This is a genomic window from Citrobacter sp. CK194, assembly GCF_030333395.1.
Classification (GTDB): domain Bacteria; phylum Pseudomonadota; class Gammaproteobacteria; order Enterobacterales; family Enterobacteriaceae; genus Citrobacter_B; species Citrobacter_B koseri.
On the sequence record NZ_JAOWGA010000018.1, the window covers coordinates 890,048 to 913,635 of the forward strand.

29 protein-coding genes and 1 other RNA gene are annotated in these 23,588 nt (G+C 44.6%); 16 read left to right on the forward strand and 14 right to left on the reverse strand.

What is annotated here, in order from left to right; all coding sequences use genetic code 11:
• Positions 1-13 precede the first annotated feature (13 nt).
• Positions 14-400, forward strand: a complete 387-nt coding sequence (locus tag OGX80_RS15970) for a hypothetical protein (RefSeq protein ID WP_001625709.1) — start codon at positions 14-16, stop codon at positions 398-400.
• Between the two features lie 96 nt (positions 401-496).
• Positions 497-922, forward strand: a complete 426-nt coding sequence (locus OGX80_RS15975; RefSeq protein ID WP_022065655.1) for a hypothetical protein — start codon at positions 497-499, stop codon at positions 920-922.
• Between the two features lie 52 nt (positions 923-974).
• Here the strand turns inward: OGX80_RS15975 and OGX80_RS15980 are convergent, their stop codons facing one another.
• The 5 genes from OGX80_RS15980 to OGX80_RS16000 all read right to left on the reverse strand — a co-directional run bounded on the left by OGX80_RS15980 (position 975) and on the right by OGX80_RS16000 (position 3,816).
• Entirely contained in the window at positions 975-1,289 is a 315-nt protein-coding gene (locus tag OGX80_RS15980; protein ID WP_104672880.1) for a cell wall-binding protein, read from the reverse strand.
• An 18-nt stretch (positions 1,290-1,307) separates the two neighbouring features.
• Positions 1,308-1,694 (reverse strand): SEN1984 family lipoprotein, encoded by a 387-nt coding sequence (locus tag OGX80_RS15985; protein WP_286471329.1) that lies wholly within the window; start codon positions 1,692-1,694, stop codon positions 1,308-1,310.
• Positions 1,695-1,735: 41 nt separating this feature from the next.
• Positions 1,736-2,008, reverse strand: coding sequence for a hypothetical protein (locus tag OGX80_RS15990; protein WP_000787429.1), 273 nt, complete (start codon positions 2,006-2,008; stop codon positions 1,736-1,738).
• Between the two features lie 223 nt (positions 2,009-2,231).
• Positions 2,232-3,434, reverse strand: coding sequence for a relaxase/mobilization nuclease domain-containing protein (locus OGX80_RS15995; RefSeq protein WP_286471330.1), 1,203 nt, complete (start codon positions 3,432-3,434; stop codon positions 2,232-2,234).
• Complete coding sequence (locus tag OGX80_RS16000) at positions 3,403-3,816, reverse strand: hypothetical protein (RefSeq protein WP_286471332.1); 414 nt, start codon at positions 3,814-3,816, stop codon at positions 3,403-3,405. Before OGX80_RS16000 ends, OGX80_RS15995 begins: the two co-directional genes overlap by 32 nt.
• A 145-nt stretch (positions 3,817-3,961) precedes the next feature.
• Between OGX80_RS16000 and OGX80_RS16005 the strand changes: the two genes are divergently transcribed.
• The 5 genes from OGX80_RS16005 (at position 3,962) to OGX80_RS16025 (ending at position 9,546) form a co-directional block, all read left to right on the forward strand.
• Positions 3,962-4,534: a KwaA family protein gene (locus tag OGX80_RS16005; protein ID WP_022066190.1), complete on the forward strand. Its 573-nt coding sequence runs from the start codon at positions 3,962-3,964 to the stop codon at positions 4,532-4,534.
• A gap of 9 nt (positions 4,535-4,543) precedes the next feature.
• Positions 4,544-5,437, forward strand: a complete 894-nt coding sequence (locus OGX80_RS16010; RefSeq protein ID WP_022066191.1) for a Kiwa anti-phage protein KwaB-like domain-containing protein — start codon at positions 4,544-4,546, stop codon at positions 5,435-5,437.
• Between the two features lie 226 nt (positions 5,438-5,663).
• Positions 5,664-6,227, forward strand: coding sequence for a hypothetical protein (locus tag OGX80_RS16015; protein WP_022066192.1), 564 nt, complete (start codon positions 5,664-5,666; stop codon positions 6,225-6,227).
• 3 nt (positions 6,228-6,230) lie between these two features.
• Positions 6,231-8,855 carry a TIR domain-containing protein gene (locus OGX80_RS16020; RefSeq protein ID WP_104672882.1) on the forward strand — a complete coding sequence of 875 codons (2,625 nt, stop codon included), beginning with the start codon at positions 6,231-6,233 and terminating at the stop codon, positions 8,853-8,855.
• A gap of 241 nt (positions 8,856-9,096) precedes the next feature.
• Positions 9,097-9,546: a hypothetical protein gene (locus OGX80_RS16025; protein WP_022066195.1), complete on the forward strand. Its 450-nt coding sequence runs from the start codon at positions 9,097-9,099 to the stop codon at positions 9,544-9,546.
• On the opposite strand, the gene OGX80_RS16030 is transcribed toward OGX80_RS16025, so the two are convergent.
• The 4 genes from OGX80_RS16030 to smpB form a co-directional block, all read right to left on the reverse strand.
• The gene (locus OGX80_RS16030) at positions 9,530-9,718 is read right to left on the reverse strand and encodes a hypothetical protein (RefSeq protein ID WP_022066196.1); all 189 of its coding nucleotides are present in this window, start codon (positions 9,716-9,718) and stop codon (positions 9,530-9,532) included. The genes OGX80_RS16025 and OGX80_RS16030 overlap by 17 nt on opposite strands.
• 128 nt (positions 9,719-9,846) lie before the next feature.
• Positions 9,847-11,076 (reverse strand): integrase domain-containing protein, encoded by a 1,230-nt coding sequence (locus OGX80_RS16035; protein WP_022066197.1) that lies wholly within the window; start codon positions 11,074-11,076, stop codon positions 9,847-9,849.
• 165 nt (positions 11,077-11,241) lie between these two features.
• Positions 11,242-11,604, reverse strand: a transfer-messenger RNA (tmRNA) gene (gene ssrA / locus OGX80_RS16040).
• A gap of 145 nt (positions 11,605-11,749) precedes the next feature.
• Positions 11,750-12,232 (reverse strand): SsrA-binding protein SmpB, encoded by a 483-nt coding sequence (gene smpB / locus OGX80_RS16045; protein WP_012134708.1) that lies wholly within the window; start codon positions 12,230-12,232, stop codon positions 11,750-11,752.
• A gap of 169 nt (positions 12,233-12,401) precedes the next feature.
• Between smpB and ratA the strand changes: the two genes are divergently transcribed.
• Together ratA and OGX80_RS16055 are read left to right on the forward strand one after the other, a co-directional pair.
• Positions 12,402-12,839: a type II toxin-antitoxin system toxin RatA gene (gene ratA, locus OGX80_RS16050; RefSeq protein WP_024130854.1), complete on the forward strand. Its 438-nt coding sequence runs from the start codon at positions 12,402-12,404 to the stop codon at positions 12,837-12,839.
• Positions 12,829-13,119, forward strand: coding sequence for an RnfH family protein (locus OGX80_RS16055; protein ID WP_012134706.1), 291 nt, complete (start codon positions 12,829-12,831; stop codon positions 13,117-13,119). Before ratA ends, OGX80_RS16055 begins: the two co-directional genes overlap by 11 nt.
• A gap of 113 nt (positions 13,120-13,232) precedes the next feature.
• On the opposite strand, the gene bamE is transcribed toward OGX80_RS16055, so the two are convergent.
• The 3 genes from bamE to nadK all read right to left on the reverse strand — a co-directional run bounded on the left by bamE (position 13,233) and on the right by nadK (position 16,352).
• Entirely contained in the window at positions 13,233-13,577 is a 345-nt protein-coding gene (bamE, locus tag OGX80_RS16060) for an outer membrane protein assembly factor BamE (RefSeq protein ID WP_012134705.1), read from the reverse strand.
• Positions 13,578-13,726: 149 nt separating this feature from the next.
• The gene (gene recN, locus OGX80_RS16065; protein ID WP_111925728.1) at positions 13,727-15,388 is read right to left on the reverse strand and encodes a DNA repair protein RecN; all 1,662 of its coding nucleotides are present in this window, start codon (positions 15,386-15,388) and stop codon (positions 13,727-13,729) included.
• Positions 15,389-15,473: 85 nt separating this feature from the next.
• A complete protein-coding gene (gene nadK / locus OGX80_RS16070; RefSeq protein WP_024130853.1) occupies positions 15,474-16,352 on the reverse strand; it encodes an NAD(+) kinase in 879 nt (292 codons plus the stop codon).
• A 124-nt stretch (positions 16,353-16,476) separates the two neighbouring features.
• Here nadK and grpE point away from each other — a divergent pair, with 124 nt between their 5' ends.
• Positions 16,477-17,070, forward strand: coding sequence for a nucleotide exchange factor GrpE (grpE, locus tag OGX80_RS16075; protein ID WP_024130852.1), 594 nt, complete (start codon positions 16,477-16,479; stop codon positions 17,068-17,070).
• A 52-nt stretch (positions 17,071-17,122) separates the two neighbouring features.
• Here the strand turns inward: grpE and OGX80_RS16080 are convergent, their stop codons facing one another.
• Entirely contained in the window at positions 17,123-18,409 is a 1,287-nt protein-coding gene (locus tag OGX80_RS16080) for an HlyC/CorC family transporter (protein WP_047461874.1), read from the reverse strand.
• An 18-nt stretch (positions 18,410-18,427) separates the two neighbouring features.
• Positions 18,428-19,219: a cytochrome C assembly family protein gene (locus tag OGX80_RS16085; protein ID WP_012134700.1), complete on the reverse strand. Its 792-nt coding sequence runs from the start codon at positions 19,217-19,219 to the stop codon at positions 18,428-18,430.
• Between the two features lie 163 nt (positions 19,220-19,382).
• Here OGX80_RS16085 and ffh point away from each other — a divergent pair, with 163 nt between their 5' ends.
• The 6 genes from ffh to OGX80_RS16115 all read left to right on the forward strand — a co-directional run bounded on the left by ffh (position 19,383) and on the right by OGX80_RS16115 (position 23,554).
• Entirely contained in the window at positions 19,383-20,744 is a 1,362-nt protein-coding gene (ffh, locus tag OGX80_RS16090; protein ID WP_012134699.1) for a signal recognition particle protein, read from the forward strand.
• 249 nt (positions 20,745-20,993) lie between these two features.
• Positions 20,994-21,242 (forward strand): 30S ribosomal protein S16, encoded by a 249-nt coding sequence (rpsP, locus tag OGX80_RS16095; RefSeq protein WP_012134698.1) that lies wholly within the window; start codon positions 20,994-20,996, stop codon positions 21,240-21,242.
• A gap of 18 nt (positions 21,243-21,260) precedes the next feature.
• A complete protein-coding gene (gene rimM / locus OGX80_RS16100) occupies positions 21,261-21,809 on the forward strand; it encodes a ribosome maturation factor RimM (protein ID WP_115181269.1) in 549 nt (182 codons plus the stop codon).
• Positions 21,810-21,853: 44 nt separating this feature from the next.
• Positions 21,854-22,621 (forward strand): tRNA (guanosine(37)-N1)-methyltransferase TrmD, encoded by a 768-nt coding sequence (gene trmD / locus OGX80_RS16105; protein ID WP_024130850.1) that lies wholly within the window; start codon positions 21,854-21,856, stop codon positions 22,619-22,621.
• 41 nt (positions 22,622-22,662) lie between these two features.
• Positions 22,663-23,010 (forward strand): 50S ribosomal protein L19, encoded by a 348-nt coding sequence (gene rplS / locus OGX80_RS16110; protein WP_012134695.1) that lies wholly within the window; start codon positions 22,663-22,665, stop codon positions 23,008-23,010.
• A gap of 190 nt (positions 23,011-23,200) precedes the next feature.
• The gene (locus OGX80_RS16115; RefSeq protein WP_115182313.1) at positions 23,201-23,554 is read left to right on the forward strand and encodes a DUF2946 domain-containing protein; all 354 of its coding nucleotides are present in this window, start codon (positions 23,201-23,203) and stop codon (positions 23,552-23,554) included.
• The last annotated feature ends 34 nt before the right edge of the window (positions 23,555-23,588 follow it).

The window sequence follows — 23,588 nt, forward strand, 5'->3', positions numbered from 1 at the left end:
ACAGGAGATACTTATGGCAAAACATTTGAACAGGAGTGAGATAAAGGCAATTAAACACATTATACTGACTTGGGACGGTAAAATCACATGGAGTGATTTATGTGAATCAGTTTATAAGAATCTAAACAGAACTATCACAAGGCAATCTTTAAGTGCTCATGATGAAGTTGTTGAAGCATATAGAACAAAGAAAAGTTTGTCCAATTTGAAAAAATCTGGTCTAAAGAAACCAGCTAACTTAACTATTGCGGCACAACAAATAATAAACCTTAAAGCCGAAAACGAAATGTTGAAAAAACAGAACAATAGATACAAAGAGCAATTTAGCTATTGGCAGTATAATGCTTATAGACACGGTCTTACTATGGAACAGTTGAATAGGCCATTTAATAAAAAATAATACTTGATAGGTTACACCTATTGACAAGTTGAATAAATGCGATAAATATAAATATATGGTCAGGAAGACTATTTAACTAATGCAAGGATGCATTTTATGGACAAGAACATTATCTATCCAGAGTTTACTCTGGAAGAGCAACTTATCATTATCGTCGATAAATATATCTCAAAACGATACCAGCCAGGTGATAAAAATTTCTCATACCAGCTTTACTTAATTTTTGTGGGATACCATTTGAAGTATTTCTACCCTAAAAGGATTTATTCCAAATCCAATCGTAATATTGATAACATAATGACTATGTTTAGCTCGGTATACAAAAGTCTGACAAGCAATCTTCTACAACGATTAAATAACAAAGAAGGAGTTATTAGGGAACTAAACTCGCTTGTTAATTACATAGATAACAATCAAGAAAAAGCAGAGGAAATCTATGCTACTGTCAGAGCACAATATGAAATGAAAGTAATTGAGAAAGAGTTAACCCATGAAGTTCGCGTAAGAACCGTCAGGTTATAGGCAATAAATAGCCCCTATGCAGGGGCTAAAAGAGACTTCTTGATATAGGCTACTACTGAACTTCTTTCCAGATACCATCAGCTTTCACAAGCTTAACAGGCTTTGTCTGTTTCATATTGCTAATTGAGGCATCGACAATGCAGTTATAAACATTATTTACTTCTTCTGTGCAACTAACTTTTTTTACATAATCAATTTTCAAAAGGTCTTTTTCGGGAATACTTGAGTTCAGAGATTTCATACTTGCATTTGATCTATCTACGACACTTTTGAAAGCATTATATATATCGTCTTGGGATGGTTCACTGTTACATGCGGTTAAAAGAAGTGTGGTAAGGAAAACTGTGAGGATTGAGTATATTTTCATTTTCTTATCCAGAAATAATTAATTAAGAATACCAGTCTTGGTGTTGTTGTTATCAGAGGAGAAAGTCCATTTACTTACGGTCTCTCCCTTGAAGTCGATCTCAAGAGTTTTAGACTGAGTCTGAGAACCGCCAGTAAACAGCCCCACAACTGGAATGAAAGTCGTTGCACTGAACTGATTGTTAGAGATGAAATATTTCCACTGCTCATTTCCGTCATCGAGTGTGGTTCTTGTATCAGGCTCACCTAACTTAGAGAGTAATTCCGTCTTAGTTGTTTTGTTTTTAATGATCTTTGACTGGAGGCTTTGTGGTGTTTCGTTTTTAAGGTTCTGGTTCCCTGATGTTGAACAGCCAGAAAGCAGGAAGACAATAATAAAAAAAGAGGACGTTATAAATCGGTTCATTTACTTTCTCATTTTATGTTTGCGATTGTGTGAAATTAATTTCACCGTATAAAAACAACTCTGTCTGCATACGTCTTTTTAATTTTATAGATAAGAATAATGATGCTTACGAAAAACGTAATGACTGATACAAGAGTGCTGCCGGTCCACGAAAATGCTAACCACGCGAGACCAAATGCCACGAATTGAAACAGGAATGCCACACTGAGCGGGCTTTCACCGTAAGCGATCTTTGCATGGCAGCCTTTACAAATCCGCACACCGTGAGGACTTTGTGTAAAGCAGAACGGGCACTTTATTGTTTCGTTTTTCATAGCAACCCCAGGGCGGAAGATTTACTGCGTGTTTGTAAGGATTCTCGATGGCTGGCTGGCTAAAGTAAAATCACTTGTACCGATCGATGTTTGAATCACGATAGGTAAAAACTATCATAACTAGTTTATCGATCTGTAATAACGATCAATGTATTGTTGACTTATCCTAAATTAACCACTACCCAAACGATATTGCTGTCAGGGATAAGCGGTAAGATTATGTTTATAAATGAATTTTCCTTTCTTTATGTAAAGGTCGGGTTACATAGAGATTTGAGAATCCAGGGAGGGGCTTGTGAAGAATGCTCTTACCATAGCTTCGGAGAAGCTCTGCAAGCCTTCTAAGAAATGGAAGCCAGCCGATAAGCCTTAGATGCTTTTGCTGGTTAACCGCATTCTTTTGGAGAATCTTCTCAACGATCTCGTTTCGTCTGTCTTTTCTGAGTCGCAGTTCGAGTTCAGCAATTTTTTCACTGATACTTTCCTTTTGCTCCCTGGTTTCCAAAATTGTTGCAGGAGCAGGAGCAGGAGCAGGAGCAGGAGCAGGAGCAGGAGCAGGAGCAGGAGCAGGAGCAGGAGCAGGAGCAGGAGCAGGAAGAGCTTCCTTCGTCTGTATACCCTTTCGCAGAACTTCTAAGTGGTCGGGGTTGTAGTTGAGTCGGTTACTAAGATTTGCCCAACTGTAGCTATTACCCAATTGCGAAGCTTTGAAAGCTATTCCTGTGTATTCGAAAGAAAAGCCGTTCATTTTACCAGTAGAGGCAATATTGGCCTTCCAGGATACTTCAGCTTCTTCCAGCCTCTTGATAAAAGTTAAAAGGTCCGGTGTATCTGCCAAACTTTTATCAAGTATCTGCTGGAGAGCTTCTTTAGGGGAGGGAAGGCCAGTCCGTTCTGAAAGCATCTGTTCATTACGGGAAACTTTTCTTCGCTTCTGTTGCTTTGGTGTAATGGAAGGTGTTGTCTTGGTCACTGTCAAACCGTGAGCGATTTCGAGTTCACTAATGATCCGTGTGCTTATAAGGTTTTCGTTCTTACCCAAGTAGAGCTTCCCACCGGCTATGTCAATCCTGCTGGCAATGATGTGTATATGCTGGCCATCGTCGTCATGAAGCACATAGCAACGGAGATGAGTATCACTGAACCCCATCCTCTTCATGTAGTCGTCAGCTATGGTTACCCATTGGTCATTCGATATTGATTCAGTATCAGGTAAGCGAAGCGAGTTGTGCCAAACGGCCTTCTGAACATCTGGGCGAAGTTGTTTTGTGCCATTGAATTCGGAAATCAATTCAAGAGCAGAGCCACCTAACATGTTCCCGCCAATTACAATTGGATCACTTTTATGATGTGAACCTGGCTTCAATGCATACCGGACCACACCAGCGAAGCTCTTACCCCTTTTGATCTTCTGCATACCCTTCATCGGGTTTGTTCCATATGTCAGCATTTAGCAGGTGATGGCGAAGCTCTTCCAGTTGTCGTTTCACAGCGAACAATTCAGTATGAGTTAGCTTGCTGTCTTTGCTCTTACCATCGATATGGATCGCAATTCGATTTAGCTTTTGCGATATGTCTGACAACATTTTCCAAGCTTCAACATTTACTAATGGGATGTTGGTTGGAGTGTGATTTAAAAAGGCTAATCTTAACCACTCCCCTTTTTTATGCTTGCCCCTTCTATTGTTTAAAAGCTCAAGCTCTGCCTGATTCAAACGCACACTGATACAAAAATGGCGTAACAACCTTAGATTTTTATCTTTCCTAAAACGATCATGATGCTGATCGTCATGATTAGATTTTTCCATAGCATTTCCTTATGCAAAAATGGTTGGTCGAGTTAAATCATTGATTATGATGATAAAATACATCTACCAAATGAATTGTGTTTGTCAACCTGAACTTTATAATATGTATTGAGTTCGATGAACTTTAGCACTAAGGCTGATCGCTATGACCACGGACTTCATGTATACTGGTTTTTTATACAGTTATGGTGGGTGGTGTATGCTTAATGGATTTGCTCGTTATGCTTTGACTGCTAGTTCGGTTGCCCCAGTTTGCCTGACATTGGCATTCTTAGCTTATATTAATGATAATTATAAGATTCTTGTTTCCTCAATTCTTTTGGCTGTCGTAAGTGTAGTTTTTTGTGTCTTTATAATCAAACAAGCACAAAAATATAATCCGGTCACATTGAAAAACTTAGAATCGGCATCTCCGGCAGATAAGGAAATAACTAACTATTTCTTGACTTACTTATTTCCACTTATATCTGGGCCGACCACTTTTATGGATTGGCGATTAGCCCTGTTTTTTTATCTAAGTCTTTTCTTCTACATAAAGCACTCGTCTTCGTATAGTTTCAATCCAATTTTGTCTATTATATTTGGATTCAAGTTTTATGAAGCCGAAGATGATACTGGGGTGAGCTTTGTTCTTTTGTCAACAAAACCTCTTACCAATGCGAAGATCAAAGGTTTGAAGGTAAAAAAGCTTACTGAACATACCTATATGATTGTATAAGGATATTATATGGAACTTTTTGCGATCACAGACAGCGAAATACCGACTAGAATAATTAAGATTGACATAGATGCTCCCGCACAAACGGTAGTGGAAAATCTATTTAGAACTCAGAGAAGTGAGTTTATAAATGAAGATATCGAAGAGATAGAGTTTTGTGCATCTTATAATGTTCAGGATGGTGAAATATTTTCCATCAATCCATTTGATGACGAAATAGGCATTATTAATGCAATCGAACGGCCTGATGCTGTTCCGGTTTGGGACCCCGATGATGTGTCAGTTCATTATTTCAAAGCGTTATTTACGGGTGAACCAGCTTCGAATGGTAATCCTACTCAGGTTTGGCTTCAATGTTTCGACAGACGACAAATAATTAATAATGAAAAATCCTTTTTCCAAGTAGTAACTCAGCCTGGAAATAGATTCTCAGTGTCCACTCGTCCTGGTTTTTCGCTTAGTGATCGATTAACTGCTATTCTTGTGGGTGATAAATTATTGTTCAAGAGTTTCTTTATGCTCCGGCGATTTTTTAACATGGAAGAGTATTTTAATGAAGCTACTAGAGAGGATTTAGACAACTTTATCGGTAATGATATATTTCATGTGGAAAATGCTGAAGATTTTATGACATTTGCAGATTCTGCAATTAAAAAGAAAGTATCTTTGATAATAAGTTCTGGAATACTGAACGATCAGCCTATTGAAAATCTAATTGAGTGTGCCCAGAAGATTGGGTATCAATTAGGTATAACTAATGTGAATGGTGACAATAAAATCACTATGCCAAACTCTAAAAGAGAAGTGAAGCAACTATTATATTTCCTCGATCAGGGCTACTTTAATTCAATAATCACAAATGAGTTAATGTTGACGAATTCGAAGCGACCAATAAGAATTTGAGATTTTGCTTTCCTTTACTAATCGAAGAGCAAGTAAAGCAAGACTACTCAGCTTCGCTGAGTTAGCTCTTGCTGCTAGTATGTCTTAATGTTAGTGTATGGTGTTGTATGTGATTGAATTTATTATGCTAAAATAGTCTATAGGATTTGACTCATAAACGTGTTGAATTTTTGTTTCATTTGATGTATTTTCTTGCAATTCATTGACTATACTAAGAAATTTTAAAATGCTTGATTCACTGCATGAACATTACAAGCTTAACATTGATAGGCTCAAGTCTGCTAACAATCAAAGAGATTTGATGTTTTTATTCTTGATTCTTTCTGTAATGTTAATCGTTGTTCAAAGTGTAAATATTGATTTTCTCAATTCTATAATTATTAATTATGTAAAGGTTGATAAGAACTCATTGCCGGGTAATGCTTTGTTACTTTCAACATTTTGGCTAACCTCATTAGTTCTGTTTATTAGATATTCACAGTGTTGCATATTTATTGATATGCAATATAAGTATATTGCTATGCTTGAAGCTGAAATTAACAAAAATTATCCAAATACGAAAATATTCCTTTTCGAAAGTGAATTCTATAAATCTCATAACAATCGTTTCAGAAAGATGATTGGTTTTTTTTATAAAAGAGCATTTCCAGTATCATTAATTTTGATAATCTCATTTAAAATAGTGACTGATTTTAGATTGCATAATCTTCCCGATGCTTACTTATATCTCAATATTGCTTTTGCCGCAATATATGTTATTTACCTTATAGCTTACATCTTGAGAAAATAGAATATGGAAATTGATGATAAAATTAAAGTTTTTATTAGCTACTCTCATGCAAATAAAGCTGAGAAGGATCGCATACTAAAATATCTTGAACCTAACACGGATATGTTAGTTTGGTATGACAAAGAATTACTGGCCGGAGATCAATTTGATGAGGTCATCTCAGCGAAAATAGATGAAAGCGATATTTTTATTTTTCTGATAACTCAGGATTTCTTGACATCTAAATATTGTAATGAAATAGAAGTTAGCAAGGCTCTAGCAAGAAAGGGAGAGGATGATGAGCTTAGAATCATTCCTGTAATTTTAGACTATTGTACTTTTAAAAAGTCAAAGTTATCCAAGTACAATGCTGTTCCAGATGATGCACACCCGGTATTTTCTTATGATAATCATAATAAAGCTTATCTAGAAATTGCCAATGCAATTGAAGAAGTGGTTGCATATATTAAAGATAAGAAGAAAAAATTACAACAAATTGTCTCCATTCAAAGTGAAAACAAAAATTCATTAAACCAAGCTTTCGCTTTATATCTTTCTGATTTAGGTTTCACCATACAGCATCGAAAAAAAGAAGTACTATATTTAGATGATCTGTTTATATATCCGGATCTAAAAAGAAACAAGCATGATTTCGATGATTATGATGTTTTTGTAAATGCTAAAAATGCTCTTAATATAAATAAAGTTTTGAATAATAAAAATTTAATTATTGGTAGTGAGCAATCAGGTAAATCTACTTTAGCGAAAACATTATTCAAAGATTATCATAGCTTAGGTTACTTTCCGATTTTGGTGAAGGGGGAGTTGTTTAAGAAAGTTGCAGACTTTGAAACGGTAATCAGCAATGCTTTTCTGGAACAATATTCCAGCGGAAAACTCCCTCAGGCCGATAAAATTATCATAATTATTGATGATATTACTGAGTCACCTATGAATGAGAAATTCCAGCGAAATTTGATAAGTAACATTACTCAAACTTATGGAAGTATAGTTGCAATTTCCGACTCAAAACTTAGATTTAGAGAGCAACTCCTAAAAGATTTCGATCAATTTATAACGTATGAAATAACTGAGTTTAGTCATTTACAGAAAGCTGAGTTAGTTGAGAAATGGAATACAATAGGCATTGATGAAACATCTTTTATAGAAGATTTTCAGAGTAATGTTGATAATATGATTCGTAATATTGATTCGATATTAATGAAAAATATCGTGCCAAGCAAGCCTATATTTATCCTTATGATTTTGCAAATCCTTGAGTCTAATACTCAAAGCAATTTTGCATTAACATCATATGGCCACTGTTATCATTCTTTAATTATTCAGGCATTTAATAAAGTAAATGTTAAAGCCGATGCACTTAATGATTATTTCAACTACCTGAGCGAGTTGGCATATTTTATTTTTAGAAAAGGCAATCATTCTATAATAAAAGAAGAGTTTGAAGAGTTTAAGGTTTATTACTCAAATAACTATTATTTAGCCTCACATGAGGAAGTTTCAGATAAACTAACTAAATCTAAAATTATCCAAATATGGAATGAGCGAGTTAGATTCCAATATAAGTATATATACTATTTCTTTGTTGCAAAAAAAATAACAGAGTTAACAATAGAGCAATCATTACTCGTGATTGACGAATTATGTAGTAAAATCCATACTGAAAAATGCGCCAACATCCTTATTTTTATAACGCATCACACTCGTGATAGCGTCATTATTGATAGAATAAGCGACACTTTAAGCAATATATTCAAAGATCATAAAGAAGCCACTTTAGGGAAAAAAGATGTAGATTTTCTGAACGAAATGGCTTTTGAAATTCCTAAAATTGTCATGGATAAAAGCAAAGATGTTGAGGAAGAGCGAAAGAACTATTTGATCGAGAAAGATAAAATAGATAGAGCGAGTACTTCAAATAATGGTGATTATAATTTTAATGATGATGAAGACGATAATGAAGATATCGAAGCCGTAAATAAAGATTTATTAGATGTTAATCGCTCCTATAAAGCATTAGAAGTTTTGGGACAAATTATAAGGAATCGCAAAGGTTCAATTCCTATACCACAGCTTGAAAAACTTGGTGCGCAAACCTATTCTATTGGGTTTAGATACTTAGATTTCTATTACTCTATAACGAGAGAATTGAAAGATGAGATCATAGCTGAAGTTCACAGATTAATTTCAGAAAAAAAGAGTTGGACAACTGAGAAGATTGCTAAAGAAGCAAGTCTGTTTTATTGGACATATAGCTATATTATGTCTTTGAATGTTATAAAAAAGATTGCACACTCAGTCGGACACAAAGAGTTGACAGCTTATTATTCAAGCCTTTCTAAAAAGTTTGGTTCTGAAATAAGCAAGTTAGTGGAAATAACCATCCAACTCGAATTTACAAAACAAATTAATAGAGAAGATATTGAGAGTGTGTGGTTAAAAGTTAAAGATAACTTAATGACCAGAAGATTATTGCAAGAGATTTTGATTACTCACTTGCATATGCATTATACCAAGCATGAAGATAAAGCTTGGATAGCGGAGAAATTGTCAATTCCGGTTAAGGATCAAGTTACACTTCAAAAAAGAAATGCAATGAAAATCCCTCAAATTAAGTTAGATAAATAGCTGAACAATAAAAAGTTTAGGCTTGCTTGTTATGGAGCCTAACATAACTAAACATAAAAATGTTCATGATTTTAGAGTCACTTAAGGAATAAGACATAATTATAGTATTCTTTTTATCTCCTTTTAAATAATTCATTAAGTTAATCCATGTATTTGCTATAAACCTATTTCTCCTCTTTAATTCAACAAGATTGACATTTGTTTTTTATGTGATATTTGTGAAATAAAAATGAGGATATATATGAAATATAAAATTGAAGTATTATACAAGTGGCCAAATGATCTGAAGAAAATTACGAGTACTCAACACGCTATGGATATTAATGATTTCATAACACCAATGCAAAGAAGATTATTCGTTTTTGAAAGGAATGAAATATATGAGCATACTATTCTTTGCCCATTTCTTTCAGATTTAAAAAATAACACTTTGATTACAGTGAAGGCCACAGACCAAAGTAATTTTATCATTGAAACATTAGACAAGTGGCCTGAGGGGAAAAGTCCATTAAAAGGATTTATTCCACAACAGAAATATAATCGTCTAGAATTCGGGTATTTCTGTATGTTTGGTAAATCCTCTTTGATTCCGTCGCATTTGGAGTTCAATGTTCTGATTGAACATTATCATGTTCATAAGAATAACAATAAAACCAGACCATTAATTAAAATTGTTAAATTAACGGATTAGTTGATAGGGCATTACAGGCTTCTAAAGCTTCATCGTAATGCTCAAAACTTTTTTCAGGTTGTATCTTTGTTTGGGTTCCTTTTATGCAGATATAATATAAAGTTGTTCCATTTTCCTTAAATTCAACAACTTCATAGTATTGCTTTGGATGTCTGTTACCAAAATTGCCCATTATCTTTCCTCAATTATAACAAGTAAAAACCGTTATAAGTTATCTTTCTATCTTAGTCTTGTCTACAAAAAAAAGCAGTAAACATCGTTTCTATATTTTATAGATATCCGTTGTCAAACACTTTTTGATTATGCAGCAATGGATTTGTATTTTTGAGACGAAACATAGTCACTCCACCATTGCATGAGAACCACCCGTTCAGTGAGATACTCTGCACGATTGTAGGCTGCAATTATTTCATCTTTCTTCGAGTGGGCAAGAGCAGCTTCGAGGACATCTGTTCTGAACTTACCAGACTCCTCTGCGGCCGTTCGTGCAATAGATCTCATTCCATGAGCTACAAGCTCACCTCCGAATCCCATTCGAATAATCGCGGCATTAGCTGTTTGTTCATGCATATGGCTAAGAGGAGCCTTTATGCTTGGAAACACCCATTCACGATGCCCACTTATCGCTTTCATTGACTCCAGGACTCTCAAAGCTTCTTTGCTTAGTGGAACTTTGTGAGGCTTCTTCATTTTCATAAACTCCTCCGGGATGTTCCACATTGAGTTGTCAGTATCTATATCGGCCCATCTTGTGCGAACAGCCTCACCAGGACGAACCCAAGTTAGCAATTGCCATTCAATCAGCAATCGTGTCTCCATACGGACTGATGCGTTGTTTAACACTGTAAGGAAGCGGGGGAGTTCGGTTGGGGGCAGGGCTGGCATGTTCTGTTTCTTCGGCTTACTAAATCTCTGGGCAAGATTGTCAGCCGGATTGAATTCTATGAGTTCTTCTGTTGCTGCATAGCGGAAAATTTCATTCAGGCGGGATATGATGCGGCGAAGTGTTTCAAGGACACCTCGTTTTTCTATGGGGTCTAAATGCTGTTTAAGCATTTTAGGGCGAATGTCCTTAATGGGGGTATCACCCAACGTTGGAAAGATATTTCTCTCTAGGCTTCGCCAGATGTCGTTAGCATGATCCTGGGAGATGCCTGACGTTTTGACTTTCTCATCAAGCCACTTCTTGGCTACTGCTTGAAATGTATGTTCCGTTGCATCTTTTAGGGCATTGGCTTTCTGGGTGTTATGAACTTGTGGGTCTATACCATTTGCAAGCAACGACAAGTATTCATCACGTAAAGCTCGTGCCTTCGCAAGTGTAAGGTGAGGATAGGTTCCTAAGCTCACCTTAGTTCGCTTTTTGGTCACAGGCACTGCATATCTGAAATACCAATTCTTCTTTCCTCCTTTCGAGAGGGGAGCGATTCGTAGTATCAAACCATCTCCGTCAAACAAGTTGATTTCTTTGTCGGCTGGCTTGGTGCTTTTGATTTCAGTGTCAGTGAGCTTCTTAGCGATTTTTGCCATTTTGGGACCCTCGGTTTTTGGACCCTTCTTAGTGGGTCCCATTCAGGGTGCCATAAGTGATAGTTCTCAGCAATTCTCACTGGACGACAATAGACGTAAAAAAGCCCGCAGAGCTTGTGCTGTGCGGGCTTAGTAGACTTCATTGTACTTCAAACAACTAAAAAGTGGTGGAGCTGGCGGGAGTTGAACCCGCGTCCGAAATTCCTACATCCTCGGTACTACATGCTTAGTCAGTCTTTACATTCGCCTGGCACCTGCGGACGGACACGCCACTACCAAACTAGCCTGATTAGTTTTAACGCTTCAACCCCAGGCAGGGCATCCACGCGATCTCTTTTGGGTTTGACCTCTCTTTGATCCCCGTCTTAAGAGCGGAAGCTAGGGAGAGAGGGCTCAGAGCAGGTTATTAAGCTGCTAAAGCGTAGTTTTCGTCGTTTGCGACTATTTTTTGCGGCTTTTTACGAGGCCAACCGCCCCTCGGCATGCACCTTGGGTTTCGCAAATCCCGTCGAATCCAGAATCAGCCCCAATGTGTTACGTTAAGTATAACAGAGTTGTGACACGCGTGACCAGCCCCCGATTTTCCTTATCTTCAAGGATTTACCGCTCATTTCGCGTGATGGAACGATTTGCTTAAATAGCCAGCAACGAAAGCGGTGTTATCAGGGAACGTTTAGCGGCCTGCATTCTTCATGATACGGGCTTTATCCAGTTGCCACTCACGCTCTTTCAGGTCTGAGCGTTTATCATGCTGTTTCTTACCTTTTGCGACGCCGATTTTCACTTTGCACCAGGCGTTCTTCCAGTACAGTGAAAGCGCGACGACGGTATAACCTTCACGATTGACGCGTCCGTACAGGGAGTCGAGTTCGCGCTGGTTCAGTAGCAGTTTACGGGTGCGAGTGGGGTCGCACACGACGTGCGTTGAGGCGACGGCCATTGGCGTAAAGTTTGCGCCGAACAGGTACGCTTCGCCATCCCTGAGAAGGACATAGCTATCGCTAATATTCGCTTTGCCCGCGCGCAGGGATTTAACTTCCCAACCTTGCAGGGCGAGTCCAGCTTCGAACTCTTCTTCAATAAAGTATTCGTGTCGGGCGCGCTTATTCAACGCAATAGTGGCTGAGCCAGGTTTGTGTGCTTTTTTCTTCGTCATAATGCCGCTCAGTATAGGTAATCTGAAATCGAAAAACACCCCATTTCATCCTGCGGGGGATAAGGCGTTATCTTAGCATGAACCTGCGTAGGCCCTGTTGAGGTATAGCGTTTTTTTTACCTGGGGATAAATGGTATTATTTGTTCGATTTATGTTGATGGAAATTGCTATGCCTCAGATTAGCCGGACCGCTTTAGTCCCTTATAGCGCGGAACAGATGTATAAGTTAGTGAATGATGTTCAGTCCTACCCTCAGTTTTTGCCGGGATGCGTCGGCAGCCGTGTGCTGGAATCGACGCCGGGTCAGATGACGGCGGCCGTGGATGTGTCTAAGGCAGGGATCAGCAAAACATTCACGACACGTAACCAGTTGACGAATAACCAGAGCATCCTGATGCATCTGGTCGATGGCCCTTTCAAAAAGTTGATTGGCGGGTGGAAATTTACGCCGCTCAGCCAGGAAGCGTGCCGCATCGAGTTCCACCTCGATTTTGAGTTCACCAACAAGTTAATTGAACTGGCGTTTGGCCGCGTCTTTAAAGAGCTGGCTTCTAATATGGTGCAGGCGTTCACCGTTCGGGCCAAAGAGGTTTACAGTGTCGGCTAAAATTGTCGTCGAAGTGGCGTATGCGCTGCCCGAGAAACAGTATTTACAGCGTGTGACGTTGCAGGAAGGCGCGACGGTTGAAGAGGCGATTCGTGCTTCCGGTTTGCTGGAACTGCGCACCGATATCGATCTCGCTAAAAACAAAGTCGGTATATATAGCCGCCCGACAAAACTTGCCGACGTGGTTCATGACGGCGATCGGGTAGAGATCTATCGACCGCTGATTGCCGATCCAAAAGAGTTGCGCAGACAGCGAGCGGAGAAATCGGCAAATAAATAATCATGGATGCCTGAACGCTTATCAGGCCTGCATTCTTTCGGCAAAGCGGGTTCAGGTTCGTCAATAATTAAAAAAGGTGCCAATGGCACCTTTTTTAACACCAGAAAACAATCTTACTTGTTGTCGGTCAACGCTGGCTTATTGTCGATGTTGGTCAACACGCCGTTGCTGTTAAAGGTCAGCGTTAAGGTTTGTTGCGTTACGCCTTCATGACCCGGTTGCTGACGGAACACATAGAACCATGTGTTAGTGCCAAAAGGATCGGACATCATCGGTGTACCCAAAGCATAAGCAACCTGCTGTTGCGTCATACCGACGCGCACTTTGGCGACATCGTTAGCGGTCAGATAGTTCCCCTGGTTGATGTCAGGGCGGTAAACCACTCGCTCCAGAGTGGAACAGCCTGCGGTCAACATCAGTAGTACTGCTGCGGCAGCAGTCAGCGTTTTACAGCGCATAGTGATTTGATTCCTTTTCGGGCCCGAGCAGTACGCGGCTCATATGTAATATGCCGATGATAATAGACCTTTCACCACTTTAAAACCTTTTGGTGTCGGGTCTTACGGCGATTTTGTTTTGTACTCAGACCTTAAAGGGTCAAAAAAGTTTACGCAGCCAACAGTTCTTTCGCATTTGCGAGGGTATTACGCGTCACTTCGCTGCCGCCAAGTAAACGAGCCAGCTCCTGTAATCGCGAGCGTTTATCCAGCGACTGCATATGCGTTTCGGTCATGGCGCCGTCCGTTTCTTTGCTGACAAAGAAGTGCTGATGACCACAACCGGCAACTTGCGGAAGGTGGGTAACGCACATTACCTGAGTTGACTCACCTAACTGGCGCAGCAGTTTACCGACAACGGCCGCAGTAGGGCCGCTGATACCGACATCGACTTCATCGAAAATGAGCGCCGGGGTTTCCATTTTACGGGCAGTAATGACCTGAATTGCCAGCGCGATACGGGACAGTTCGCCCCCGGAAGCGACCTTTGCGATTGGCTGCAATGGCTGACCCGGGTTTGTGGTGACTTTAAACTCTACGCGGTCGGCACCGTCGCTGCTCAGATGATGCTCATCAAATTTCACATCAATAGTGAACTGGCCATGCGGCATCGACAGCGCATGCATGCTTTCGGTGATCAACTGCCCCAGTTCCTGCGCGTCATGCTGACGCTGAGTATGCAGCGCTTTTGCCGTCTCCAGCGCCTGCTGGCGATGTTTGTTCACCGCCAGCGTCAGGGTTTCCAGTGAGTCGGCCTGATCGTCAAGCTGCTGCTGTTCTTCGAGCAGTGACTGATAAAACTGCGGCAGCGCTTCCGGGCTGACGTGATGTTTACGCGCCAGTGAAATCTGCTTAGAAATGCGCTGCTCAAGTTCGAACAGGCGATTGGGGTCTAAATCCAGACGGTCGCAATAGTGACGCAGTTCGTCGCTGGCCTCAGTTATCTGGATTGTGGCCTCCTCCAGCATATCCAGAATGCCAGACAGTTTGCTGTCCATGCCCGTCAGTTCGGTGACTAACTGTTTTGCCGTGTACAGCTGGCTTTGCAGATTGACGTCTTCGCCATCAGCAAGCAACGTCAGCGCATTCTGGCTGGTCGTCAGCAACTGGCCGCTGTTTGCCAGTCGTTTATATTCTTCATCAATTTGCTCAAACTCACCGGGCTGCGGGTTAAATTCGTTCAGTTCTTTCAACTGATATTGCAGCAGCTCCATACGTGCGGCGCGTTCCTGGCTTTGCTGTTGATGATGCGCCAGATCGCGGCAGCTTTGATGCCACAGTTGATAGCGTGAGGACATTTCCTGAATCAGAAGTGCTTCGTTGGCGTAGCCGTCGAGCAGGGATTTTTGATGTTCAGACTTGGTCAGTAGCTGATGCGCATGCTGGCCGTGAATTTGAATGAGCAACTGGCCCAGTTCCCGTAACTGGGAGAGAGGCACGGCGGTGCCGTTGATGAAGCCGCGGGAGCGACCGTCGCTGCTAATGACGCGGCGAAGTAAGCACTCACGCCCTTCTTCCAGTTGGTTTTCTTCCAGCCAGCGCAGCGCTGCTGGCGTATCTTTCAGTGAGAAGCGGGCGCACAGGTCTGCGCGGGTTGCTCCCACCCGCACCATGTCGGCGTCTGCACGGCCACCCAGACACAAGCCGAGCGCATCAATCGCAATAGACTTACCCGCGCCGGTTTCACCGGTAATGACGGTCATTCCGCTCTGGAAATCGATCTCAAGTTCACGAACGATAGCAAAATTGCTGATGGTCAGTTGTGCCAACATAGCTGTTTTCCTGTATGAAAAACCATAACTGTGATTACATACAGTATAAACTGGTTTTTTATACAGTAAAGAGGGCGGCGTTAAATTAGAATAATTTTTTTGACCAGCCTAGTTTTGTGCTTAATGTGTTGAAATAACTGTAATCTTTAGGGTGTATCAGGTTCAGATGGTAGTCACAGCGGCGGATCAATACATCTTCACCTTCCTGTATGGGCAGGGCAATCTGACTGTCGCAACTGATTTCGAGGTCGCTACGGCGGTGTGAGAAACGCAAACGAATCGTGCTGCTGCCGTTAATGACCAACGGGCGTGCGGATAGGGTGTGTGGGAACATCGGCACCAGCGTGATGGCGTCCAGCGACGGCGTCAGAATGGGGCCGCCCGCCGAGAGTGAATAGGCGGTGGAACCGGTCGGCGTGGAGATGATCAGACCATCGGAACGCTGAGAAAAGGCGAAGGTTTCGTCGATATACACTTCAAATTCAATCATGTGCGCCACTTTTCCCGGGTGCAGCACGACTTCATTGATGGCGGTACTGATGCGTTTCTGGCAGTTTTGCTGGCAGACCTGAGCTTCCAGTAAAAAGCGTTTCTCGGCGATATAATGGCCTTCCAGTACGTCCGCGAGTTGTTGCAGGGCGTTGTCCGGGTCAAGGTCGGTCAGGAAGCCGAGATTGCCACGGTTAATGCCGATCACTTTGATGTCATAGCGCGCCAGCGTGCGCGCCGCGCCGAGCATATTGCCATCCCCGCCGACAACGACGGCGAGATCCGCCAGTTGACCAATTTCCGCCAGCGTGCCGGTTTTTACATTTTTCAGCTGTAATTCGTGGGCGATCTGCTGCTCCACGATGACCTCGTAACCTTTTGTGCATAGCCAGCGGTAAAGCATTTCATGTGTCGTCAGTGCAGTGGGGTGACGTGGATGTCCCACAATGCCAATACACTTGAAATGATTGTTCATTTTCTCGAGGTCCTTGTAGCGAAGATTGATGACAATGTGAGTGCTTCCCTTGAAACCCTGAATCTGATCCCCATAATAAGCGAAGTTAGCGAGATGAATGCGAAAAAAAAACGCGGAGAAATTCATGAGTAGTAAAGAACAGAAAACGCCTGAGGGGCAAGCCCCGGAAGAAATTATCATGGATCAGCACGAAGAAGTTGAGGCGGTTGAATCAGACGCTTCTGCTGAGCAGGTGGATCCGCGCGATGAAAAAATTGCGAATCTGGAAGCGCAGCTTGCTGAAGCCCAGAATCGCGAACGTGACAGCGTGTTACGTATCAAAGCGGAAATGGAAAACCTGCGCCGTCGTACCGAGCTGGACGTAGAAAAGGCGCATAAGTTCGCGCTGGAAAAATTCGTCAATGAGCTGTTGCCGGTTATCGATAGCCTGGATCGTGCGCTGGAAGTGGCGGATAAAGCGAATCCAGATATGGCGTCAATGGTCGAAGGCATTGAGCTGACGCTGAAATCCATGCTGGATGTCGTGCGTAAGTTCGGCGTAGAGGTGATTGCTGACACCAACGTACCGCTGGATCCGAACGTGCATCAGGCGATTGCGATGGTGGAGTCTGAGGATGTTACCCCGGGTAACGTGCTGGGCATTATGCAGAAAGGCTATACGCTGAACGGTCGTACTATTCGCGCGGCGATGGTAACGGTGGCGAAGGCGAAAGCGTAATTTGCCATCCGTAGTGCCGGGTGGCGGCATTCGCCGTACCCGGCCTACAGCATTACTCTGAGATACTCTCCCGCAACGGTTTCACCGGCAAGACTTTAACCTGCTTAATCATATTGTCCTGGACGTCGAGAATATCGATATCGTACTGGCCAATGCGCACGCGCGTTCCGGCGATGGGGATCTCTTCCAGCGCTTCCAGAATCACGCCGTTTACCGTTCGCGCATCGTCTTCCGGCAGGTGCCAGTTAAAGGCTTTGTTGATTTCCCGCACGTTGGCGCTGCCGTCGATAATCACTGAACCGTCATTCTGCGGCGTGACCTCTTCCGCCAGCGTTGGCGACATCGAGGTAGTGAAGTCGCCGACAATCTCTTCCAGAATATCTTCGACCGTCACCAGCCCCTGAATATCCCCGTATTCGTTGACCACCAGCCCGACTTTCTTTTTATTACGCTGAAATTTTACCAGCTGCGTGCTGAGCGGCGTGCCTTCCGGGATGAAGTAGATCTCATCGGCGGCGCGCAGCATGGTCTCTTTAGTGAACTCTTTTTTCTCGGACATTAACCGCCAGGCTTCGCGCACGCGCAGCATGCTGATGGCGTCATCCAGCGAGTCGCGGTAAAGCACAATGCGCCCGTGCGGCGAGTGAGAAAGCTGGCGGACGATCGATTTCCAGTCGTCATTGATATCAATGCCGATAATTTCGTTGCGCGGCACCATGATGTCATCCACGCTGACCTTTTCCAGATCCAGCACTGAGAGCAGCATGTCCTGGTTGCGGCGGGAGATTTGCGAGCGGGATTCATTCACGAGCGTGCGCAGTTCGTCTTTACTCAGAGAGCCGCTGATGACGATATCCGTTTTAATGCCCATCATACGCATCAGCAGCCGGGTAATGGTGTTAAGCAACCAGACCAGCGGCATCATCAGCACCTGCAAAGGCGCCAGCAGAAAACTGCTGGGGTAGGCCACTTTTTCCGGGTACAGCGCGGCGATGGTTTTCGGCAGCACTTCCGCAAATACGAGGACGACAAACGTCAGTACGCCGGTGGCAATCGCCACGCCCGCATCGCCGTACAGACGCATACCGACGATGGTGCCGATGGCTGAGGCGAGAATATTGACCAGGTTATTACCGATCAGAACCAGGCTTATCAGTCGATCCGGCTTACGCAGTAGTTTTTCCACGCGCTTTGCCGGACGGTTGCCCTGTTTTGCCAGGTGGCGAAGACGATAGCGGTTCAGCGTCATCATGCCGGTTTCGGAACCGGAAAAATAGGCTGAAATAACCACCATGATGATCAGTGTGACGATCAGCGTGGTAGTGGAGATATGTTCCAGGGGGTGCTCCTTTAAGACTTAGCTTACAAACTGCTGCAATACGCGGCTGCCGAAATAGGCCAGCGTCAGAATGCCTGCGCCCGCGACGTTAAACCATACGACCCGACGTCCGCGCCAGCCTTCGTGGTAATGTCCCCACAACAGAACAATATAGACAAACCATGCCACGATAGAGAGAACGGCTTTGTCGATATTTTCCATGCTGAACAGGTTATGCATGTAAAACAGGCCAGTACACAGCGTGAGCGTCAGCAGCACCACGCCAATCTGCGTGATGTGAAACATTTTGCGCTCAATGCTCATCAGCGGGGGCATTTCATTATTGAACGCCAGCTTTTTGTTTTTGAGCTGATAGTCGATCCATGCCAGCTGCAACGCATACAGCGCGGCAATGATCAATGTGGCGTAAGCGAACAGCGACAGGCCGATGTGTATCATCATACCTGGCGTGGCTTCGAGGTGGGTGATGTACTCGTTCGGCATGAACGTGGCGAAGGCCAGGTTAATCAACGCAAAGGCGTAGACAACAGGCAGCAGCAGCCAGCCGCGATTGCGTGAAGCGACAATTGTCATGACGGTACAAATCATCAGGCTGACCAGCGAACCGACGTTCAGCAGGCTCAGGTTTTGACCGCTTTCGCCGCCGGGCAGGATTCGGGCTTCCAGCGCAAAAGCATGGCACACCAGCGCGATGACCGCAGAAAGGATAGCCATACGCCGCCAGCCGCTGTTTTTTTGCAGCAAAGCAGGAACGATCAGCGCGAGGCTGATGGAATAGGCGACAAGAGCGAGTAAAGCAAAAACGGGCATAGGAGTGTCGACAGTTGGCCAGTGAGAGAGAAGCAGTATAGCGTTACGTGACCGCTGCTCCAACCGTTGCATAACAACAAAGGCGGCTTCATGTTATACTGCGACAAAATTCTGTATATGTGTCGCGCTAGCGACCAACCGTTTCCACCCCAGGCGAGAGACAATGTTTGATAATTTAACCGATCGTTTGTCGCGCACGCTGCGCAATATCAGTGGCCGTGGACGCCTTACTGAAGACAACGTTAAAGAGACGCTGCGCGAAGTGCGCATGGCGCTGCTGGAGGCTGACGTTGCGCTTCCTGTAGTGCGAGAGTTTATCAATCGCGTAAAAGAGAAAGCGGTTGGTCATGAAGTTAACAAGAGCCTGACGCCGGGGCAGGAGTTCGTCAAGATTGTGCGCAACGAACTGGTTGCGGCGATGGGCGAAGAGAACCAGACCCTGAATCTGGCCGCGCAGCCGCCAGCCGTCGTGCTGATGGCGGGCTTGCAGGGCGCCGGTAAAACCACCAGCGTCGGTAAGCTGGGTAAATTCCTGCGCGAGAAGCACAAGAAGAAAGTGCTGGTCGTCTCTGCCGACGTTTATCGCCCGGCGGCGATCAAACAGCTGGAAACCCTGGCGCAGCAGGTTGACGTCGATTTCTTCCCGTCTGACGTCGGTCAGAAGCCGGTTGATATCGTCAACGCCGCGCTGAAAGAAGCGAAACTCAAATTCTACGACGTGCTGCTGGTGGATACCGCCGGTCGCCTGCACGTCGATGAAGCGATGATGGACGAAATCAAACAGGTCCACGCTTCTATTAATCCGGTAGAGACCCTGTTTGTCGTCGATGCGATGACCGGTCAGGATGCCGCGAATACCGCGAAAGCGTTTAACGAAGCGCTGCCGTTGACCGGCGTGGTGCTGACGAAAGTCGACGGTGACGCCCGTGGCGGTGCCGCGCTCTCTATTCGTCATATCACCGGCAAGCCGATTAAATTCCTCGGCGTTGGCGAAAAAACCGAAGCGCTGGAGCCGTTCCACCCGGATCGTATCGCGTCCCGTATTCTCGGCATGGGCGACGTGCTGTCGCTGATCGAAGATATTGAAAGCAAAGTTGACCGCGCGCAGGCTGAGAAATTAGCCAGCAAACTGAAAAAAGGCGACGGCTTTGATCTGAACGATTTCCTCGAACAGCTCAACCAGATGAAAAACATGGGCGGTATGGCGAGCCTGATGGGCAAGCTGCCGGGCATGGGCCAGATTCCTGATAACGTGAAATCGCAGATGGATGACAAGGTGCTGGTGCGGATGGAGGCGATCATCAACTCGATGACGCTGAAAGAGCGCGCGAAGCCAGAAATCATCAAAGGTTCCCGTAAACGCCGTATCGCAGCCGGTTGTGGCATGCAGGTACAGGACGTTAACCGTCTTCTGAAACAGTTCGACGACATGCAGCGCATGATGAAGAAAATGAAGAAAGGCGGGATGGCGAAGATGATGCGTGGCATGAAGGGGATGATGCCGCCTGGCTTCCCGGGTCGTTAATCAGCCTGGCTTGTTTGCCATTTCGGCACCGGGGTGTGCTCGCCATCCTTACGTACTGCGTGTACGCTCCGGTGGCTGCGCGCACACCGGTGCCGAACTGCCTGCACCGCCGACGGCCTTTTATAGCAGAGTTATCAACTGCTGATTGCATTTTCCCCAGAAATCAGTAAAATTTTCGGGCTTTTAATATGACACCCGGGCTCCGTTCCTCGATGGGGCCTGGGTGTTTTATTCACACAAGAGGATGTTATGGTTACTATTCGTTTAGCTCGTCACGGCGCTAAAAAGCGTCCGTTCTACCAGGTTGTTGTTACCGACAGCCGTAATGCACGCAACGGTCGCTTCATTGAGCGCGTTGGCTTCTTCAACCCGATCGCCAGCGAAAAAGAAGAAGGCACCCGCCTGGATCTGGATCGCATCGCTCACTGGGTTGGCCAGGGCGCGACTATTTCTGATCGCGTTGCAGCGCTGATCAAAGCAGCAAACAAAGCAGCTTAATCTGTCACGGTGGTCATGATGAGCAAGCAACTCACTGCGCAAGCGCCCGTTGACCCCATCGTTTTGGGGAAAATGGGGTCGTCTTACGGTATTCGTGGGTGGCTCAGAGTGTTTTCTTCCACCGAAGACGCCGAAAGCATTTTTGACTATCAGCCCTGGTTTATCCAGAAGGCGGGTCAGTGGCAGCAAGTACAGCTGGAAAGCTGGAAGCACCACAATCAGGATCTGATCATCAAGCTGAAAGGCGTTGACGATCGTGATTCGGCGAATCTACTGACTAATTGCGAAATTGTCGTGGATTCCTCGCAGTTGCCTGCGCTGGAAGATGGTTCCTACTACTGGAAAGACCTTATGGGCTGCCAGGTAGTGACCACTGAAGGCTACGATCTCGGTAAAGTCGTCGATATGATGGAAACCGGTTCGAATGACGTCATCGTCATCAAGGCAAACCTGAAAGATGCGTTTGGTATCAAGGAACGTCTTGTGCCGTTCCTCGATGGGCAGGTTATCAAGAAAGTCGATCTCGCTACTCGTACTATCGAAGTAGATTGGGATCCTGGTTTTTAAACCACCGGATAAACGGTAAAAGTCGGCGTTATGGGGATTGGCTTGTGTTTATAGGTATCGTTAGCCTGTTTCCTGAAATGTTCCGCGCAATTACCGATTACGGGGTAACTGGCCGGGCAGTAAAAAATGGCCTGCTGAGCATCCAGAGCTGGAGTCCTCGTGATTTCACGCATGACCGGCACCGTACCGTGGACGATCGTCCTTACGGCGGCGGACCGGGGATGTTAATGATGGTGCAACCCTTGCGGGACGCCATTCATGCAGCAAAAAGCGCGGCGGGTGAAGGCGCTAAGGTGATCTATCTGTCACCTCAGGGACGCAAGCTTGATCAAGCGGGCGTCAGCGAACTGGCAACGAATCAGAAACTGATTCTGGTGTGCGGTCGCTACGAAGGAATAGATGAGCGCGTGATTCAAACCGAAATTGACGAAGAATGGTCAATCGGCGATTACGTACTCAGTGGTGGTGAGTTACCAGCAATGACGCTGATTGACTCCGTTTCCCGGTTCATTCCGGGGGTTCTGGGTCATGAGGCATCGGCAATCGAAGATTCCTTTGCCGACGGATTACTGGACTGTCCACACTATACTCGACCTGAAGTGTTGGAAGGGATGGAAGTACCGGCAGTATTGCTGTCAGGAAACCATGCTGAGATACGTCGCTGGCGTTTGAAACAGTCGCTGGGCCGAACCTGGCTTAGAAGACCTGAACTTCTGGAAAACCTGGCTCTGACTGAAGAGCAAGCAAGGTTGCTGGCGGAGTTCAAAACGGAACACGCACAACAGCAACATAAACATGATGGGCTGGTCTGAGACCCCCAAATATCAGTTTACCCAGGATAAGAGATTAAATTATGAGCAACATTATTAAGCAACTTGAACAAGAGCAGATGAAGCAGGACGTACCTTCCTTCCGTCCGGGTGATACCGTGGAAGTGAAAGTATGGGTTGTTGAAGGTTCCAAAAAACGTCTGCAGGCATTCGAGGGCGTGGTTATCGCTATTCGTAACCGCGGTCTGCACTCTGCATTCACTGTTCGTAAAATTTCCAACGGCGAAGGCGTTGAGCGTGTCTTCCAGACTCACTCTCCGGTAGTTGACAGCATTGCTGTTAAACGTCGTGGTGCCGTTCGTAAAGCTAAACTGTACTACCTGCGTGAGCGTACTGGTAAGGCTGCTCGTATTAAAGAGCGTCTTAACTAAGATATCGCTCAGGCGACATCCTGTAAGAAAGGGCTGGCCAGTTGGCTGGCCCTTTTTTTATCTTCGTGAAGCTCACAACGTTAACCATTAGTTCATAAATCATTTACAATGCCCGTTCGTTACGGGAGGGGCAGTGGTTATCGGTACATTTCGTCAGCCTGCGTATCAACGCAACGCGACATGGCTCGCGATGTTTGCGATCCTGCTGATCGTGGTGGCGCCGCTTATCTCCGTCTCGTTGCAAAAAGATCCCATGAGCGCCATGCCTGGTATGCATCATGACATGAGCATGATGGCTGAACATGCCGGACATCATGGGCAGTCTTCATCAATGCCGATGCCTGTCGATCACGGTGAAGCGTGCGGGTATTGCGTCCTCCTGACCCATGTTCCTGGCCTGGTACTGGCGCTGGTCATCCTGTTGTCCGGGATGCTGCTCAGACAAAAGCTGACGCCGCCACGCCCGGTTGTTAAACACTGGCATTTCTTCCCCTGGCTTTATCCCGATACGCGCGCGCCGCCGCGCAGGTCTGCTTTTTCCTGAATCTAACAATACGTTTGTGCGCATAAGCGTCACG

What these genes read in the sequence shown, in the direction of transcription:
- OGX80_RS15970 (WP_001625709.1), top strand. Translation starts at nt 14, where the DNA reads ATGGCAAAACATTTGAACAGGAGTGAGATAAAGGCAATTAAACACATT.
- OGX80_RS15975 (WP_022065655.1), top strand. Translation starts at nt 497, where the DNA reads ATGGACAAGAACATTATCTATCCAGAGTTTACTCTGGAAGAGCAACTT.
- OGX80_RS15980 (WP_104672880.1), bottom strand. Translation starts at nt 1,289, where the DNA reads ATGAAAATATACTCAATCCTCACAGTTTTCCTTACCACACTTCTTTTA.
- OGX80_RS15985 (WP_286471329.1), bottom strand. Translation starts at nt 1,694, where the DNA reads ATGAACCGATTTATAACGTCCTCTTTTTTTATTATTGTCTTCCTGCTT.
- OGX80_RS15990 (WP_000787429.1), bottom strand. Translation starts at nt 2,008, where the DNA reads ATGAAAAACGAAACAATAAAGTGCCCGTTCTGCTTTACACAAAGTCCT.
- OGX80_RS15995 (WP_286471330.1), bottom strand. Translation starts at nt 3,434, where the DNA reads ATGAAGGGTATGCAGAAGATCAAAAGGGGTAAGAGCTTCGCTGGTGTG.
- OGX80_RS16000 (WP_286471332.1), bottom strand. Translation starts at nt 3,816, where the DNA reads ATGGAAAAATCTAATCATGACGATCAGCATCATGATCGTTTTAGGAAA.
- OGX80_RS16005 (WP_022066190.1), top strand. Translation starts at nt 3,962, where the DNA reads ATGACCACGGACTTCATGTATACTGGTTTTTTATACAGTTATGGTGGG.
- OGX80_RS16010 (WP_022066191.1), top strand. Translation starts at nt 4,544, where the DNA reads ATGGAACTTTTTGCGATCACAGACAGCGAAATACCGACTAGAATAATT.
- OGX80_RS16015 (WP_022066192.1), top strand. Translation starts at nt 5,664, where the DNA reads ATGCTTGATTCACTGCATGAACATTACAAGCTTAACATTGATAGGCTC.
- OGX80_RS16020 (WP_104672882.1), top strand. Translation starts at nt 6,231, where the DNA reads ATGGAAATTGATGATAAAATTAAAGTTTTTATTAGCTACTCTCATGCA.
- OGX80_RS16025 (WP_022066195.1), top strand. Translation starts at nt 9,097, where the DNA reads ATGAAATATAAAATTGAAGTATTATACAAGTGGCCAAATGATCTGAAG.
- OGX80_RS16030 (WP_022066196.1), bottom strand. Translation starts at nt 9,718, where the DNA reads ATGGGCAATTTTGGTAACAGACATCCAAAGCAATACTATGAAGTTGTT.
- OGX80_RS16035 (WP_022066197.1), bottom strand. Translation starts at nt 11,076, where the DNA reads ATGGCAAAAATCGCTAAGAAGCTCACTGACACTGAAATCAAAAGCACC.
- smpB (WP_012134708.1), bottom strand. Translation starts at nt 12,232, where the DNA reads ATGACGAAGAAAAAAGCACACAAACCTGGCTCAGCCACTATTGCGTTG.
- ratA (WP_024130854.1), top strand. Translation starts at nt 12,402, where the DNA reads ATGCCTCAGATTAGCCGGACCGCTTTAGTCCCTTATAGCGCGGAACAG.
- bamE (WP_012134705.1), bottom strand. Translation starts at nt 13,577, where the DNA reads ATGCGCTGTAAAACGCTGACTGCTGCCGCAGCAGTACTACTGATGTTG.
- recN (WP_111925728.1), bottom strand. Translation starts at nt 15,388, where the DNA reads ATGTTGGCACAACTGACCATCAGCAATTTTGCTATCGTTCGTGAACTT.
- nadK (WP_024130853.1), bottom strand. Translation starts at nt 16,352, where the DNA reads ATGAACAATCATTTCAAGTGTATTGGCATTGTGGGACATCCACGTCAC.
- grpE (WP_024130852.1), top strand. Translation starts at nt 16,477, where the DNA reads ATGAGTAGTAAAGAACAGAAAACGCCTGAGGGGCAAGCCCCGGAAGAA.
- OGX80_RS16085 (WP_012134700.1), bottom strand. Translation starts at nt 19,219, where the DNA reads ATGCCCGTTTTTGCTTTACTCGCTCTTGTCGCCTATTCCATCAGCCTC.
- ffh (WP_012134699.1), top strand. Translation starts at nt 19,383, where the DNA reads ATGTTTGATAATTTAACCGATCGTTTGTCGCGCACGCTGCGCAATATC.
- rpsP (WP_012134698.1), top strand. Translation starts at nt 20,994, where the DNA reads ATGGTTACTATTCGTTTAGCTCGTCACGGCGCTAAAAAGCGTCCGTTC.
- rimM (WP_115181269.1), top strand. Translation starts at nt 21,261, where the DNA reads ATGAGCAAGCAACTCACTGCGCAAGCGCCCGTTGACCCCATCGTTTTG.
- rplS (WP_012134695.1), top strand. Translation starts at nt 22,663, where the DNA reads ATGAGCAACATTATTAAGCAACTTGAACAAGAGCAGATGAAGCAGGAC.
- OGX80_RS16115 (WP_115182313.1), top strand. Translation starts at nt 23,201, where the DNA reads ATGTTTGCGATCCTGCTGATCGTGGTGGCGCCGCTTATCTCCGTCTCG.